The following is a 13998-nucleotide window of genomic DNA, read 5'->3' as shown; positions in this document are numbered from 1 at the left end:
AACGTTTTGTACGGTCCGCTGCCAACCGGTCCTACACACTTTTGGAATGTTTCCCACGATTTCATTCAAACCGCTCTGACCAACCTGTTTTGTGGATGCCGTCTAAGCTCTGAAGGTTGTTTTTGCCCTTGATTCACGGAGGATTAAATATGCTGCTGTTGTGGATACTGGTTCTGGTTGTCGGGATAGCGTATTTAGCCCACCGCCGTATCGCCCCTCTGCCCGCCCTGTGCATCGTTGCCGTCTATGTGGTGGCGATGGGTGCCTTCAGTCGCGCGCCTGGCGGGTTGCTGCTGGTCCTGTGGCTGTTGATCGCCGCCGTCGCCCTGCCGCTGTTGCTGCCCGACCTGCGCCGCAAATACTTCAGCGCGCCGCTGTTCGACTGGTTCCAGAAAACCCTGCCGCCGATGTCGGAAACCGAGCGCGACGCCATCGACGCCGGCACGGTATGGTGGGACGGTGAACTGTTCAGCGGCCGTCCGGATTGGGACAAGTTGCTGTCCTACCCCAAGGTTCAATTGACCGAAGAGGAACAGGCCTTCATCGATGGCCCGACCGACGAACTCTGTGCAATGGTCACCGACTGGCAGATCGGCCAGGACATGGACCTGCCCGCCGAGGCCTGGGCGCACATCAAAGACAACGGCTTCTTTGCTCTGATCATTCCCAAGGAATATGGCGGCAAGGGTTTTTCCGCCTACGCCCACTCCCAGGTGGCGATGAAACTGGCGACCCGCAGCGGCGACCTCGCGTCCACCGTGATGGTCCCCAACTCCCTCGGCCCCGCCGAGCTGCTGTTGCACTACGGCACCGACGAACAACGCAACCATTACCTGCCACGACTGGCCCGGGGCGATGACATCCCGTGCTTCGCCCTGACCGGACCACTGGCCGGCTCCGACGCCGGTTCAATGCCCGACACCGGCGTGATCTGCAAAGGTCAATGGGAAGGCCAGGAAACCCTCGGCCTGCGCCTGAACTGGGAAAAGCGCTACATCACCCTGGGTCCGGTCGCCACCCTCCTCGGCCTGGCATTCAAAGCCTACGACCCGGATCACTTGCTGGGCGAGGAAGAAGACCTGGGCATCAGCCTGGCGCTGATTCCGACCGATACCCCCGGCGTGGAAATCGGCCGGCGCCACCTGCCCCTGGGCGCAGCCTTCATGAACGGCCCGAACGCCGGCAAGGACGTGTTCATCCCGCTGGACTTCCTGATCGGCGGCCAGGACATGCTCGGCAAAGGCTGGATGATGCTGATGAATTGCCTGTCGGTGGGGCGTTCGATTTCGCTGCCGGCGGTCGGTACCGGCGCAGCGAAGTTCACCAGCCTGGTGACCGGTCAATACGCGCAGATCCGTGAACAGTTCAACGTGCCACTGTCGGCCTTCGAGGGCATCCAGGAAGCGATGGCGCGCATCGGCGGCAACGCCTGGATGATGGACGCGGCGCGGATGCTGACCGCCAACGCGGTGGACCTGGGCGAGAAACCGTCGGTGCTGTCGGCGATTCTCAAGTATCACCTCACCGAACGCGGCCGCGAATGCATCAGCCACGCCATGGATGTTCACGGCGGCAAGGCGATCATCATGGGGCCGAACAATTACCTGGGCCGCAGCTGGAACGGCGCGCCGATCTTCATCACCGTGGAAGGCGCGAACATCCTTTCGCGCAACCTGATGATCTTCGGCCAGGGCGCCATTCGCTGCCATCCATTCGTGCTCAAGGAAATGGCCCTCGCCGGGCGTGAGGACAAGGAGCAGGCGCTCATCGAGTTCGATGGCCTGTTGCTCAAGCACATCGGATTTGCCATCAGCAACGCAGCCAGCACCCTGGTGCTCAACCTCGGCCTGGGCCATTTCGAGAAGGCGCCGGGCGACAAGCTCAGCCAGGGCTACTTCCGCGCGCTCAACCGTCAGGCGGCCGCATTCGCCCTGCTCGCCGACCTGAGCATGATGCTGCTCGGTGGCGAGCTGAAACGCCGCGAACGCCTGTCGGCGCGCCTGGGGGATATGCTGAGCAACCTGTACCTCGCTTCCGCCGCGCTCAAGCGCTATCACGACCTCGACTCTGCGGCGCACATCGCACCGCTGTTCAACTGGGCGATGGAAGAAAGCCTTGGCCAGTCGGAACGCGCGCTGGACGAACTGCTGACCAACTTCCCGAACAGGGTGCTGGGCTGCCTGCTGCGGGTCATCGTGTTTCCGTTCGGTCGTCGGCACAAAGGGCCGTCGGACAAGCTCGACGCCGAAGTCGCGGCGGTGATTGGCCGGGCCAAAGGCGATCCGGCCCTGGAGGAACTGCTCGGGGGCTGCTTCCGCCCACAATCGGCCGATGACGCCGTCGGCGCCCTGCAACACGCCTTCGACGCGCTGGAGGCGGTGAAACCTGCGCAGAAAAAACTGCATGTGGCGCTCAAGAGCGGTCAGGTCAAACCGGCGGCCGGGGAAAACGTCATCGATGCCGCGCTCGAGGCTGGTGTGTTGCAGCCCCTGGAAGCACACAGCCTGCAGGCCGCCGAAGTGGCGCGACGCAAGGTGATAGACGTCGATGATTTCGACAAGGAGGAACTGACGCTGGCGCCGGGCAAAGTCCGCTGATCCCGCCAGCCATGTAAAAACGGGCGCGGGCGCTTTATACTCCCGCGCCCGTTTTGCTCTTGAGGACTTATCTCGTGTCCAACGTCGTTGCCGACCATCTCGTCTTGCTTGACCACTTGCGCAGCATCCTGGTCGCCGTGGGTGAGGCCGAACAGGTTCCTGAAGAAAGCCATGCCTTGTTTCTGGAGCGTTTCGACGAACTGCGCGCCTTGCTGCCGGTCGACCCGATCGAAAGCCAGTACCTGGGCCAGGACATTCTGTGCCAGGTGATGACCCGTTACCCGCAAATCGCTCACCTGGTCCCTCGCGACCTGTTGTGGTACTTCGCCGGCGACTGCCTGCACTACATGCCCGATGAAGAAATCGACCTGTACCAGGCCCTGGAAGATCGTCGCTTCGAAGCCGAACAGAACGACGAACCGTTCGACTGGCATCAGGAAAAACAGCTGCTGGCGATGTCGAACGACGACAGCAAGCACTGAGTAATCCCGGTAGGAGCGAGGGGGACGCCGAGTCCTTGCTCGCGAAGATCCAGAGGACACCGCCGGGTGTCAGGCAACCAGCGTTATCGTTGACGATCATCGCGAGCGAGGACTCGGCGCCCCCCTCGCGCCGACAGTCATCGTGCATCAGAACAACCCATCACTCTCCGGCAACTCGTACGCCGTCGCAACCTGGCTCGACGCGCCGGCCTTGCCCGGCTTGCTCAAGGTCGGCTCCTTCGCCAGGCACTCGACCAGGTAATCGATCAACACCCGCAGTTTCGGCGGCAGGTATCGGGTTGGCGAATGCAGCAGCCAGGCTCCGCCGTGGTAAGAGGACGCTAGAAACGTCCAGTCCGGCAACACCTGCACAATCAGGCCTTGCTCCAGCGCATGACGCGCCGTGAAGTATGGCAGGCTGCCAATCCCGATGTGCTGCAACACCGCGCCCAGTCGTACACCGGTGTGATTGGCGGCATAGCGCCCACGCACGCCAACGGTGACCGCCTTGGTGCCTTTCTTGAATTTCCAGCGTGCATCGCTCGGTGTTTCGCCCAGGTAGATGCAGCTGTGGTTGAGCAGATCATGGGGATGAGTCGGGGTGCCATGTTCCGCCAGGTACTGCGGCGTCGCGCAGAGCATATGGTCGATGGTCAGCAATTGCCGCCCCACCAGGCCGGCGGGTGGCTGATCGGTGATGCGGATCGCCAGGTCGACGTGGTCGTCGATCAGATCCACCTGGCGGTCCTCGAGCAACAACTCCACGTCCACCTTGGGGTATCGCCGCAGAAACTCTGGCATATGCGGATGAATCACGAATCGCCCGACCGCCTTGGGAACACTGACGCGCACCAGCCCCTGCGCTTCATCGGTGAACTGGCCACTGATCTCCATGACCGACTTGGCAGCGCTGACCATCTCCCGGCAGCGCTTGAAGACCTCCTCCCCCGCGTCGCTCAGGCGCAACTTGCGCGTGGTGCGTTGCAGCAGGCGCGTGGCCAAGGCCTTCTCCAGGCGCGATAGGCTGCGACTGATCGCCGACGGCGAAGCGCCCAGTTGACGCGCGGCCTCGGAGAAGCTTCCGGTCTCGACAACCTTGACGAAAATCGCCATTTCGCCGAGCAACGGCAGGGGAAGATTTATGCTCACGAAGCAACAGTCCTTTGATGTTTGAACGGATTATCACGCAATTCCACGCTTCATATAATGAAATACATAACCGTTGACGATGGCATGGACTATGACGCTCCGCCTGTTTTTCCATAGTGATGACCTCAAGGCCAACGTGGAAGTACTGCAATGCACGCCCCACGAGCAAGAATTCGCCGTGGAGTTGCGCGCCACACTGTTTCACCCCCAGGGCGGCGGACAGCCTTTCGACACCGGCTGGATCGGCGACAGCCAGGTCCTGCGCGTGGTGCAGGATCCGGAGCGGATCCTGCATTTCGTCGACCGTCCGATAGCGCCCGGCATGACCCAGATTCGCGTCGATGAGCCGCGTCGCCGGTTCAATACGCGGATGCATTCGGCAGGTCATCTGATCGGTCACTTCGTGCAAGCCATGGGCTGGATGCCGATCAAGGCGCATCACTGGCCGGGCGAAGGACGAGTGCAGTTCAAACCGACGGATTCGGCGCAAGAGGCGGATGCCCGGACCATCGAGTTCGGCCTCGAACAATGGATCGCCCATGACCTGCCACGCTTGACCTCGTTGCGCGAAGGCGCCCGGGAAATCGGTTTCGGTGAACTGCCGGCCTACGGCTGTGGCGGCACCCATGTACGTAGCCTGAAGGATTTGGGCAAAGTCACGATCACTGCCGTTTCGCAGAAGAAGGGCACGCTGTCAGTCCACTACACCGTGGATTGAGCCTGCGGGCGATGGCGGATCCGCTCTCGCCCGACGCCGGGAATGCCTGCATTCACCGGTTCCGTTGACTATCAGATAGATGGACCTTGACCATGATGCTTGACGTCGAGCGTCTCGATGAGACGTGCATACAAAAACTGGCCAACGAAGAAGTCCTCGCCATCCGCGTCAAAAGCTTCCTGGCCCCGCCGCTGGCGCAAAAGATCGGCGACAGGATTCTTGCCCCGGGTTTCGAGGGCTATATCAACGCACCGAGCATCGGTCGCATCGGCATGGCGTTTTATGAAGCGGAAAACCAGCCACTGCTGATCGAGGACTACTTCGATCGGGCGACCCGCAACATCGCGGATTTGCGCGACCGTTGCGCGCCCTACGCCTCTCCGGTCGACACCCTGCGCTGCATGCTCGACGAATCCTGGCCCGCCGGCGCCCACCTGGAAAGCCTCTACGGACGCAAGATGTATGTCGGGTTGTCCCGGGTGGTGAAGCCCGGGGTCTGCTTCCTGGCCCATCACGACATCTTCGCCAAGGACGCGCCTGACAGCTATCAGGCACGAAGCCTCGACGCCCAGTTCGCCTGCAACGTGTACCTGAACATGCCCGTGGAGGGCGGCGCATTGCAGATGTGGGACCAGGACATTTCCCCGGACCAGTTCGACGACATGCGCGGCGACAGCTACGGCATCGACCCGGCGTTGCTGGGCGCCCCCGCCCTGGAAGTTCGTCCCGAGCCCGGTGATTTCATCATGTTCAATTCGCGTTGCATGCACGCAGTCACACCCGGCGTGGCGGATCCACGCCTGAGCCTTTCATTCTTTGTCGGCTATCGCGGCAATGCTTCACCCCTGACGTTCTGGAGTTGAGATGCAGTATTCGAATTACCTGGGTGAATTCCTGGCGCTGGCGACCATTCATTTTCTGGCCGTGGTGGCCCCTGGGCCGGACTTCGCGGTCACCATCCGCCAGAGCGTGCGTTTCGGTCGCGGCGTGGGCATCTGCACCGCCCTGGGCATCGGCGCAGGCATTTCCGTGCACGTGATTTACACCCTGCTGGGTGTCGGCGCCCTGATGCACACCCTGCCCTGGCTGTTGACCGTGGCCAAGATCATCGGCGGTGCCTACATCCTGTACCTCGGCATCAGCCTGTTGCGCAGCCAACCCAAGACGACGCTCGACGTTGCAAGGCACACGGATGAACCGCTGGTCGAACAAACGCTGACCAAGGCGTTCACCACCGGATTCCTGACCAATGCCACCAACCCCAAGGCGACGCTGTTTTTCCTGGCGATTTTTACCACCCTCATCAACACCGCGACCCCGCTGGGTATCCAGGCGCTGTACGGGGCCTGGATGTGTTTCGTGAATGCCCTGTGGTTTGTGATCGTTGCGCTGTTCTTTTCCAGCCACCGGGTGCGTGTGCTGTTCATGCGCATGGGGCACTGGTTTGAACGCACCATGGGGGTGATCCTGATTCTGTTCGCAGGGCGCCTGATTCTGTCGATGTGAAAACAGCCCACACACAAAAGGCCCGCTCAGTCTGACTGGCGGGCCTTTGGGTGGTCTGGAGACAAATCGAAAGCAAAAAAAACGCCGCTCAATGAGCGGCGTTTTTCTGAATTTGGAGCGGGAAACGAGACTCGAACTCGCGACCCCGACCTTGGCAAGGTCGTGCTCTACCAACTGAGCTATTCCCGCAAATGGCGTCCCCTAGGGGACTCGAACCCCTGTTACCGCCGTGAAAGGGCGGTGTCCTAGGCCACTAGACGAAGGGGACACGCTACCCGGAACACATGGTGTGTGTTTCGGTGTCCAGATCCGCATCCGAAAATGAGGTTCTGGTTTCACTCAGCCCTGCCCGAAAGCAACGCCGTTTAAAATTGGAGCGGGAAACGAGACTCGAACTCGCGACCCCGACCTTGGCAAGGTCGTGCTCTACCAACTGAGCTATTCCCGCATTGGCGTCCCCTAGGGGACTCGAACCCCTGTTACCGCCGTGAAAGGGCGGTGTCCTAGGCCACTAGACGAAGGGGACACACGTACTGCATTCACTCCCCGCAGCGTTTCGCTGTGTGCTTTACGCTGCAAGTGGCGCGCATTCTATGGATGGATTGAAGGGTCGTCAACCCCCAGATATAAATTTATTTAAATCAATGACTTCGCCCTGCTTTGCGCAAGGAATGGGGCTTTTTGATCGCCCGCTGTTTGACGCCTATATTCTGACACTCGCCAAGACGTTATAGTCCACCCACGCCAAAGATGATGGCAATGTGCAATTCGATGGTCATTGCTTATATAAGCAGCGTTGCGGTCGATACAGTGATAAGCGCGTTCGATCCAACCCGTCGGGCGGCCCTATGCGGCCCCATGCCAAGCCACTAAACTCGCTCGCGAATCCCATAAAGAGGTCTTACCGTTGACTCCACTCATGATCACCCTGCTCGTCGTAGCCGGGATCGCACTTTTGATCGCCATTGGGTACATGAACCATGTGGTGGAAGCCAATAAACTGGAAAGGGCCCGTACCCAGGTCGAACTCAATGACCGCTTGCGTCGTTGCGGCGAAATCACCGAAACCTTCCCCGGCCAACTGATGACACCGGCCCTCAAGCTGCTGTTGACTCGCCTGGAGCTGAACGTCTGCCAGCGCCTGTTGAACCTGGAGAAATCCAGCGCCAACCTCAAGGCGCGAATCAGTGAACTGAACACGCTGATCGGCCAGGGCGAATCGATTCCGGTCAACAATCCGCCCGCACCGATCCAGACCGAAGCCAAGGCCAAGGATGTGCGCTTCCTGCTCGAAGCCCTGCATGGCCAGATCACCCGCGCAGCGCAAGACGGTTTCCTGATGCCCAACGAGGCCAAACGCTGGATCCGCGAAGTTCGCCACATCCTGGTCCTGCTGCACATCGAGTTCTTCAATAACCTCGGCCAGCACTCCCTGCAACAGAACCAGCCAGGCCAGGCCCGTCTGGCCTTCGAGCGCGGCGTGCAATACCTGCGCAAACAGCAGGAACCGCAGGTCTATGCCGAACAACTCGAATATCTGGAAAAACTCCTGGCCCGCGCCAACGCACAGGTCATGGACGAGAATGCGCCGGCTGAAGACGAAGTGAACCCGCTGACCGAAGGCCTCAAGGACGTCGATGCAGACTGGAAGAAGCGCGTGATCTACGACTGATCGCCTAAACTGCGGCGGGAGCCAGCAGGCTCTCGATGAGGGCGAGGTCACCGCCGGGTGTCAGGTGGCCAACGTCGTTGTTGACCACCCTCGCGAGCAAACTCGCGCCTACCGTTACCGATTCAGCTTCAAAGCCTGAAATGCCCCACCATTCCCTTCAGCTCACTGCCCAACTGTGCCAGCTCGATACTGGACGCGGCGTTACCCTGCATCGCCAACGACGATTGATCCGCACTGGCGCGAATACTGGTCACGCTGCGGTTGATCTCCTCGGCCACGGAGCTCTGCTCTTCGGCGGCCGCGGCGATCTGCTGGTTCATCTGCTGGATCAACGACACCGCCGAGGCAATGCTGCCCAAGGCGCTTTCGGTCAGTAAGGCATCACTGACCGCCAGCTTCACCAACTCGCCACTGCTCTGAATCTGCTGCACCGACGACTGCGCCGCCGACCGCAAGGCACTGACCAGCCGCTCGATTTCCTCGGTTGATTGCTGGGTCCGCCGGGCCAGCGCCCGCACTTCATCGGCGACCACCGCAAAGCCCCTGCCCTGCTCACCGGCGCGCGCCGCCTCGATGGCCGCGTTGAGCGCCAACAGGTTGGTCTGCTCGGCCACACTCTTGATGACGCTGAGTACGGTGCCGATGTTCTGGATTTCCGCGCTCAGGCTCTCGATGCTGGAACTGGCCGAAGAAGCCGAATCTGCCAGTTGCTCGATCCGCGTCATGCTCTGGCGCACCACCGCCTGGCCACTTTCGACCTTGTCGTCTGCGGTTTGCGCGGCTAACGCTGCCTCCTCCGCGTTACGCGCCACATCGTGCACGGTGGCGGTCATCTGGTTCATCGCCGTGGCGACCTGTTCGGTTTCCTCTTTCTGACTGCTGACCTCCAGATTGGTCTGCTCGGTGACTGCCGACAGCGACTGCGCCGAACTGGCCAGTTGCTCGATGCCCGCCTGCAAACCGCTGACAATACTGCTGAGCCCCTCGCCCATCTGCTGCATGGCCTGCATCAACTGGCCGATTTCGTCCCGGCGAGTCACTTCAACCGTGGCGCTCAAGTCGCCCGCCGCGATCTGCTGCGCCACGCCGATCACTTTGCGCAGCGGCCCGACGATCAGGCGAGTGATCACCCACGCAGCAATCAGTCCGACCAGCAGAGCCAGCGCCGACGAACCGATGATCAGCAGCGAATTCTTCTTCAGTTCGGTCTGCATCGACTGGTCTTCAGCGACGTAGGCCTGGTCGACCCGCTCCATCACCTGGGCGGCGCGCTGGTTCAACTGCCCGTAGACGGTTTTCTCCTGAGCCAGCAGGTCGGTGTATTCCGTGAGTTTCTCACTGAAACCGCCGATGTGCCCGACCACTTCATTGAGAACCGTCAGGTAACCCTCGTCCTTGACCGTGGTTTTCAGTTGTTCAGCCTGGGCCAGGGCCTGATCGGCCTGTTCGATCTTGCCCTGCCCGGCACTGTCGTCGCCCTTGCGACTTTGATCCAGGCGCACGCGCGCTTCGTTCATGGCCTGCAGCATCAACCGCGACACCTGGCTGACCTGGCTGGCCTGTTCGATGAACTGGGCGCCATCCTTGCCTTCGGAGTCTTTCAGGGTGTAGGCGCCATCGTCAGCAAGCCCGGATTGCAGCACATCCAGATTATTGGCCACGCTGGACACCGACCAACTGGCCATTTCCAGCGCCAGGTCCTTGGCCTGACTCAACGAGACGAACTCGTCAAAGGCTTTGCGGTAAGCCCCAAGGGACTGCTCGACATCGCTCATGACCGGCACATTGGCCGGCGACTGGGCCTTGAGCTCATTGGCCAGGGCAATCAGGCCATCGACCCCTTCGCGCAAGGCCGTGGCGACTTTCGGGTTGCCGTGCAAGGCGTACTCCTGCTCCAGCAGTCGCACCTTGAGCAGGCCGCTGTTGAGCGACGACATCTGTTTGAGCCCGTCGAAGCGCTGGCTGATGGTTTGCAGGGACCATACGCCGATGGCCGCGACCAGCGCGGTCAACAGCAGCACCAGCACAAACCCGACACCCAGTTTTTTCGCCATACCGAGGTTGGCAAAACGTCCTTGCACGGCCGAAATCATTGCACTTAGTCCCCTGACATAGTCTGTTGACGCAGATTCGCAACGGGCCTTTGCCAGCACAAGTCTCTGGCGTCGGAATAATGGCAAAAAGCTACGGCAACGTCGTTTTCAGAACGCTTGAGGTCGATCCGAAGCGGTGGCTTGAAAGAACGCCCGGGCGCGTGGATCGCAGGCACATGCGACATTGATCCGCTGCCAGTCACTGACCTCGCCGGCTGGACTGAAGGCCGTCGGGGAAGACAACAGCACACCGAAGCGCCGGGCATGCAGCCGCAGTCGAGCGTAGTCGGTGTTGCGCGGGCGTGCCCAGATGAACAGGCCGCCGACGGGTTTGCCGAAAACCTCCCACTCGGCGTCCTCCAGTAGTTGCAACGCGGCCTCGCGGTCGTGACGCAAACGCTGGCGCAGACGCAGCACCAGTTTGCGATAGGCACCACTGGCGAGCAGGCAGGCCACTACCGCTTCGCAAAACCCGGAAGCCCCCAGGCTGCTCACCCGCTTGACCTCGGCCAGGCGCGAAATCACTTCGGCACTGGCTGCCACGAAGCCAACGCGCAATGAGCTGCTGAGGGTCTTGGAGAAACTGCCCAGATAAATGACATCGCCATCCAGAGCCGCCAGCCGCGTACCGGGACCGCCATGCAGATCGGCGTAGACGTCGTCTTCGATGACCAGCACACCATGGTGCTTGCTCAATTGCATCAGTTGTTGCGCCACCATCGGCGCCAGGTTGGTACCCGTCGGGTTGTGATAGAAGCTGTTGATGACCATCGCGCGCGGCTTCTTTTCCAGCAGCAATGCCTCAAGCACCTGGATATCAGGTCCGCGAGGCGTGCGCGGCACTTCGATCATCGACACCCCTTGCAGCCTGAGCAACTCGAACAGCGGCGAATAACCGGGGTTTTCGACCACGACGCAATCACCCGGCCGGAGCAGGGTCCGTGCGATCAGGTCGAGGCCCTGGCTGGCCCCGGCGGTCGTCATGATCTGCGAGTCGTCTGCGGTGATATCCAGCAGTTTCAGGCGCTTGCCGATCTGTCGGCGCAACGCGGGCAACCCCAGCGCCGCGCTGTAGTTGAACAGGCTCGCCATGTCGGTGCGGCTGACTTCGCGGATCGCGTACGTCAGGTCATCCGTCTCGCGCCAGCTTTCGGGGAGCCCACCGCCTCCCAAGGTCAATTCGCCCGAAGCGCAAACCGGCTGCCATTCCACCCCCTCGAACCAGGGGGTGTCTGCAACGGCCGCCGAGGGGGAGGCCACAATGAAGCCGGAGCCATGACGCGACGCCAGCACCCCTTGGGCCACCAGGCGATCGCACGCTTCGACAACGCTGGATTGGCTGAGCAAATTGGTCCGCGCGATTTGCCGGGCGGACGGCAGGCGTGTTCCCGGTTCGATGTCGCTCTGGCGCAGCCAGCATGCCAGCGCGTCGACGATTTGTTGCACGACCGGCACCAAAGCCTGTCGATCGATTCTCAATTCCATGAGCAAGCAAACTCCTGTTCGTTTGGCCGAAACAGTTAATCACAGGCGCGCTCAATGGGTTGTGCGACAACGCCGCCAAAACTCCCGGTTCTAACCATTTGAAACACATTGCCGGGTGTTTGACGAAGCAGGAGAACCGCTCAAGACGGTATTCCGATCGGTCTGGACAGGAGGGTGAGCCAGGTCTTGCGGGAGCGAGCAATGTCGCCCCCGCAGGTGGAACCCGGGACTGTTTCAGAACGCGGTGACGCCCCCATCCACCGCCAGCGAGTGCCCGGTGGTGAAGGCCGCACCGTCGCTGCACAGATACAGCACGGCGCTGGCGATTTCTTCGACCTTGCCGATCCGGCCCACCGGGTGCATGGCGTTGGCGAACTCGCCTTTTTTCGGGTCCGCTTCATAGGCGCGGCGGAACATGTCGGTGTCGATGACCGCCGGGCACACGGCGTTCACACGGATTTTCTTCTTGGCGTATTCGATTGCCGCCGATTTGGTCAGGCCGATCACGGCGTGTTTCGACGCCGCATAAATGCTCATCTTCGGTGCGGCGCCCAGGCCGGCGACCGAGGCGGTATTGACGATCGCCCCGCCCCCCTGGGCCAGCAACAACGGCAACTGATACTTCATGCACAGCCAGACGCCTTTGACGTTGACGCCCATGATCGCATCGAACTCATCGAGGGTGCCCTCGGCCAGTTTGCCTTTTTCGATCTCGATGCCGGCATTGTTGAACGCGTAGTCGAGGCGGCCGTAGGTATTCACCACTTCGTCCATCAGGTTTTTCACATCGCTTTCCAGGGTGACATTGCAGCGTACGAAGGTCGCTTCGCCACCGGCCGTGCGAATCAGCGCCACGGTGCCTTCGCCACCGGCCGTGTCCATGTCGGCCACCACCACTTTCAAGCCTTCGGCGGCGAACGCCTGCGCAGTTGCGCGCCCGATACCGTTGGCGGCGCCCGTTACGACAGCAACCTGGCCGGAAAACGTCATGCTCATTGTTTTGTCCTCGAAGAGATGAATGCGCGGCTTGCGTGCCCCCAGTCTAGCCACAGGCATCATCCTCGCGGCAGCACTATCAGAAGGCCGGTTGGGTGCCCATGAGTGGCAGTGATGAAACCACCAACGCGACTATCACCGCACTGGATCAGGCTGCATTCGCCGCATCAGCCCAACTTGCGGCATTGGCCCTGAAGGTCTATCAACAAGGCTTCATTCACCTTGAGTGCCTGTCATGACTTCCCAGACCAATCGTCAGTTCCTGCTCGCCAAACGTCCGGTGGGCGCGGCGACTCGTGAGACGTTCACCTATCAGGAGGTACCGGTCGGCGAGCCGGCCGCGGGCCAGATCCTGGTCAAAAACGAATACCTGTCCCTCGACCCGGCCATGCGTGGCTGGATGAATGAAGGCAAGTCCTACATTCCGCCAGTGGGTCTTGGCGAGGTCATGCGCGCATTGGGTGTCGGTAAGGTCGTGGCGTCGAACAACCCGGGGTTTGCGGTCGGGGACTACGTCAACGGCGCCTTGGGCGTGCAGGATTATTTCCTCGGCGAGCCGCGCGGTTTCTACAAGGTCGATCCGAAACTGGCACCGCTGCCGCGTTATCTGTCCGCACTGGGCATGACCGGGATGACCGCCTACTTCGCCCTGCTCGACGTCGGTGCGCCCAAGGCGGGCGAGACCGTGGTGCTGTCAGGGGCTGCGGGTGCGGTCGGCAGCATTGCCGGACAGATTGCCAAAATCAAAGGCTGCCGGGTGATCGGCATCGCCGGCGGTGCAGACAAGTGCAAGTTCCTGGTCGAGGAGCTGGGTTTTGACGGCGCCATCGATTACAAGAGCGAAGACGTCCACGCCGGCCTGAAGCGCGAGTGTCCGAAAGGTGTCGACGTGTATTTCGATAACGTCGGTGGCGATATCCTCGACGCGGTACTCAGCCGCCTGAACATGAAGGCCCGCGTGGTGATTTGCGGCGCCATCAGCCAGTACAACAACAAGGAAGCGGTCAAGGGGCCGGCCAACTACCTGTCGCTGTTGGTGAACCGCGCACGGATGGAAGGTTTCGTGGTGATGGACTACGCCGCCCAGTTCGCCGCTGCCGGCCAGGAAATGGCGGGCTGGATGGCCAAGGGGCAGCTCAAGAGCAAGGAAGATATCGTCGAAGGGCTGGAAACATTCCCTGAGACACTGATGAAGTTGTTCAGCGGGGAGAACTTCGGGAAGTTGGTGCTGAAGGTTTAACCAAACGTCTGAAACCTACCACCCATCAACCGCAGGAGCGGGCTTGCCCGCTCCCACAGG

General features: G+C 61.1%; 12 protein-coding genes, 4 tRNA genes and 1 pseudogene. 8 read left to right on the top strand and 9 right to left on the bottom strand.

The features are described 5' to 3' along the window. Positions 1 to 149 precede the first annotated feature (149 nt). Together IB249_RS15025 and IB249_RS15020 are read left to right on the top strand one after the other, a co-directional pair. Positions 150 to 2597, top strand: coding sequence for an acyl-CoA dehydrogenase (locus IB249_RS15025; protein ID WP_192305975.1), 2448 nt, complete (start codon positions 150 to 152; stop codon positions 2595 to 2597). A gap of 74 nt (positions 2598 to 2671) precedes the next feature. Next, entirely contained in the window at positions 2672 to 3079 is a 408-nt protein-coding gene (locus IB249_RS15020; protein ID WP_192305973.1) for a PA2817 family protein, read from the top strand. 147 nt (positions 3080 to 3226) lie between these two features. Here IB249_RS15020 and IB249_RS15015 read toward each other — a convergent pair whose 3' ends face one another. Next, positions 3227 to 4228: a LysR family transcriptional regulator gene (locus IB249_RS15015; protein ID WP_192305970.1), complete on the bottom strand. Its 1002-nt coding sequence runs from the start codon at positions 4226 to 4228 to the stop codon at positions 3227 to 3229. Between the two features lie 91 nt (positions 4229 to 4319). Between IB249_RS15015 and IB249_RS15010 the strand changes: the two genes are divergently transcribed. From IB249_RS15010 to IB249_RS15000, 3 genes are all read left to right on the top strand, one after another. Beyond that, complete coding sequence (locus tag IB249_RS15010) at positions 4320 to 4946, top strand: alanyl-tRNA editing protein (RefSeq protein WP_192305968.1); 627 nt, start codon at positions 4320 to 4322, stop codon at positions 4944 to 4946. Between the two features lie 92 nt (positions 4947 to 5038). Beyond that, positions 5039 to 5809 (top strand): 2OG-Fe(II) oxygenase, encoded by a 771-nt coding sequence (locus tag IB249_RS15005; RefSeq protein WP_192305966.1) that lies wholly within the window; start codon positions 5039 to 5041, stop codon positions 5807 to 5809. 1 nt (position 5810) lies between these two features. Continuing rightward, positions 5811 to 6452 (top strand): LysE family translocator, encoded by a 642-nt coding sequence (locus tag IB249_RS15000; RefSeq protein WP_192305964.1) that lies wholly within the window; start codon positions 5811 to 5813, stop codon positions 6450 to 6452. A gap of 113 nt (positions 6453 to 6565) precedes the next feature. Here the strand turns inward: IB249_RS15000 and IB249_RS14995 are convergent. The 4 genes from IB249_RS14995 to IB249_RS14980 form a co-directional block, all read right to left on the bottom strand. Then, a tRNA-Gly gene (locus IB249_RS14995) sits at positions 6566 to 6641 on the bottom strand. A 3-nt stretch (positions 6642 to 6644) separates the two neighbouring features. Continuing rightward, positions 6645 to 6720 (bottom strand) — tRNA-Glu (locus tag IB249_RS14990). A 104-nt stretch (positions 6721 to 6824) separates the two neighbouring features. Next, positions 6825 to 6900, bottom strand: a tRNA-Gly gene (locus IB249_RS14985). 2 nt (positions 6901 to 6902) lie between these two features. Beyond that, positions 6903 to 6978: transfer RNA gene (locus IB249_RS14980), tRNA-Glu, on the bottom strand. Positions 6979 to 7371: 393 nt separating this feature from the next. On the opposite strand from IB249_RS14980, the gene IB249_RS14975 reads away from it, so the two are divergent. Beyond that, on the top strand, positions 7372 to 8124 hold the full coding sequence (locus tag IB249_RS14975; RefSeq protein WP_192305962.1) for a hypothetical protein: 753 nt from the start codon (positions 7372 to 7374) through the stop codon (positions 8122 to 8124). Positions 8125 to 8252: 128 nt separating this feature from the next. Here the strand turns inward: IB249_RS14975 and IB249_RS30210 are convergent, their stop codons facing one another. The 4 genes and pseudogenes from IB249_RS30210 to IB249_RS14960 form a co-directional block, all read right to left on the bottom strand. Then, positions 8253 to 8957 carry a methyl-accepting chemotaxis protein gene (locus tag IB249_RS30210; protein ID WP_412548013.1) on the bottom strand — a complete coding sequence of 235 codons (705 nt, stop codon included), beginning with the start codon at positions 8955 to 8957 and terminating at the stop codon, positions 8253 to 8255. A 204-nt stretch (positions 8958 to 9161) separates the two neighbouring features. After that, a pseudogene (locus tag IB249_RS30205) lies at positions 9162 to 9338 on the bottom strand (HAMP domain-containing protein); the annotation flags it as partial. A gap of 987 nt (positions 9339 to 10325) precedes the next feature. Then, positions 10326 to 11702 carry a PLP-dependent aminotransferase family protein gene (locus tag IB249_RS14965; RefSeq protein WP_192305958.1) on the bottom strand — a complete coding sequence of 459 codons (1377 nt, stop codon included), beginning with the start codon at positions 11700 to 11702 and terminating at the stop codon, positions 10326 to 10328. Positions 11703 to 11936: 234 nt separating this feature from the next. Then, positions 11937 to 12698 (bottom strand): SDR family oxidoreductase, encoded by a 762-nt coding sequence (locus IB249_RS14960; RefSeq protein ID WP_077749218.1) that lies wholly within the window; start codon positions 12696 to 12698, stop codon positions 11937 to 11939. 101 nt (positions 12699 to 12799) lie between these two features. Between IB249_RS14960 and IB249_RS14955 the strand changes: the two genes are divergently transcribed. Both IB249_RS14955 and IB249_RS14950 read left to right on the top strand, forming a co-directional pair. Beyond that, positions 12800 to 12937 carry a hypothetical protein gene (locus tag IB249_RS14955; protein ID WP_192305956.1) on the top strand — a complete coding sequence of 46 codons (138 nt, stop codon included), beginning with the start codon at positions 12800 to 12802 and terminating at the stop codon, positions 12935 to 12937. After that, positions 12934 to 13938 (top strand): NADP-dependent oxidoreductase, encoded by a 1005-nt coding sequence (locus IB249_RS14950; RefSeq protein WP_192305954.1) that lies wholly within the window; start codon positions 12934 to 12936, stop codon positions 13936 to 13938. Before IB249_RS14955 ends, IB249_RS14950 begins: the two co-directional genes overlap by 4 nt. Positions 13939 to 13998: the final 60 nt, after the last annotated feature.

The organism is Pseudomonas sp. PDM04 (assembly GCF_014851765.1).
In the GTDB taxonomy this organism is placed as follows: Bacteria; Pseudomonadota; Gammaproteobacteria; order Pseudomonadales; family Pseudomonadaceae; genus Aquipseudomonas.
The sequence above is the reverse complement of the archived record's forward strand: the minus strand, read 5'-3'. Positions and strand labels throughout refer to the sequence as shown.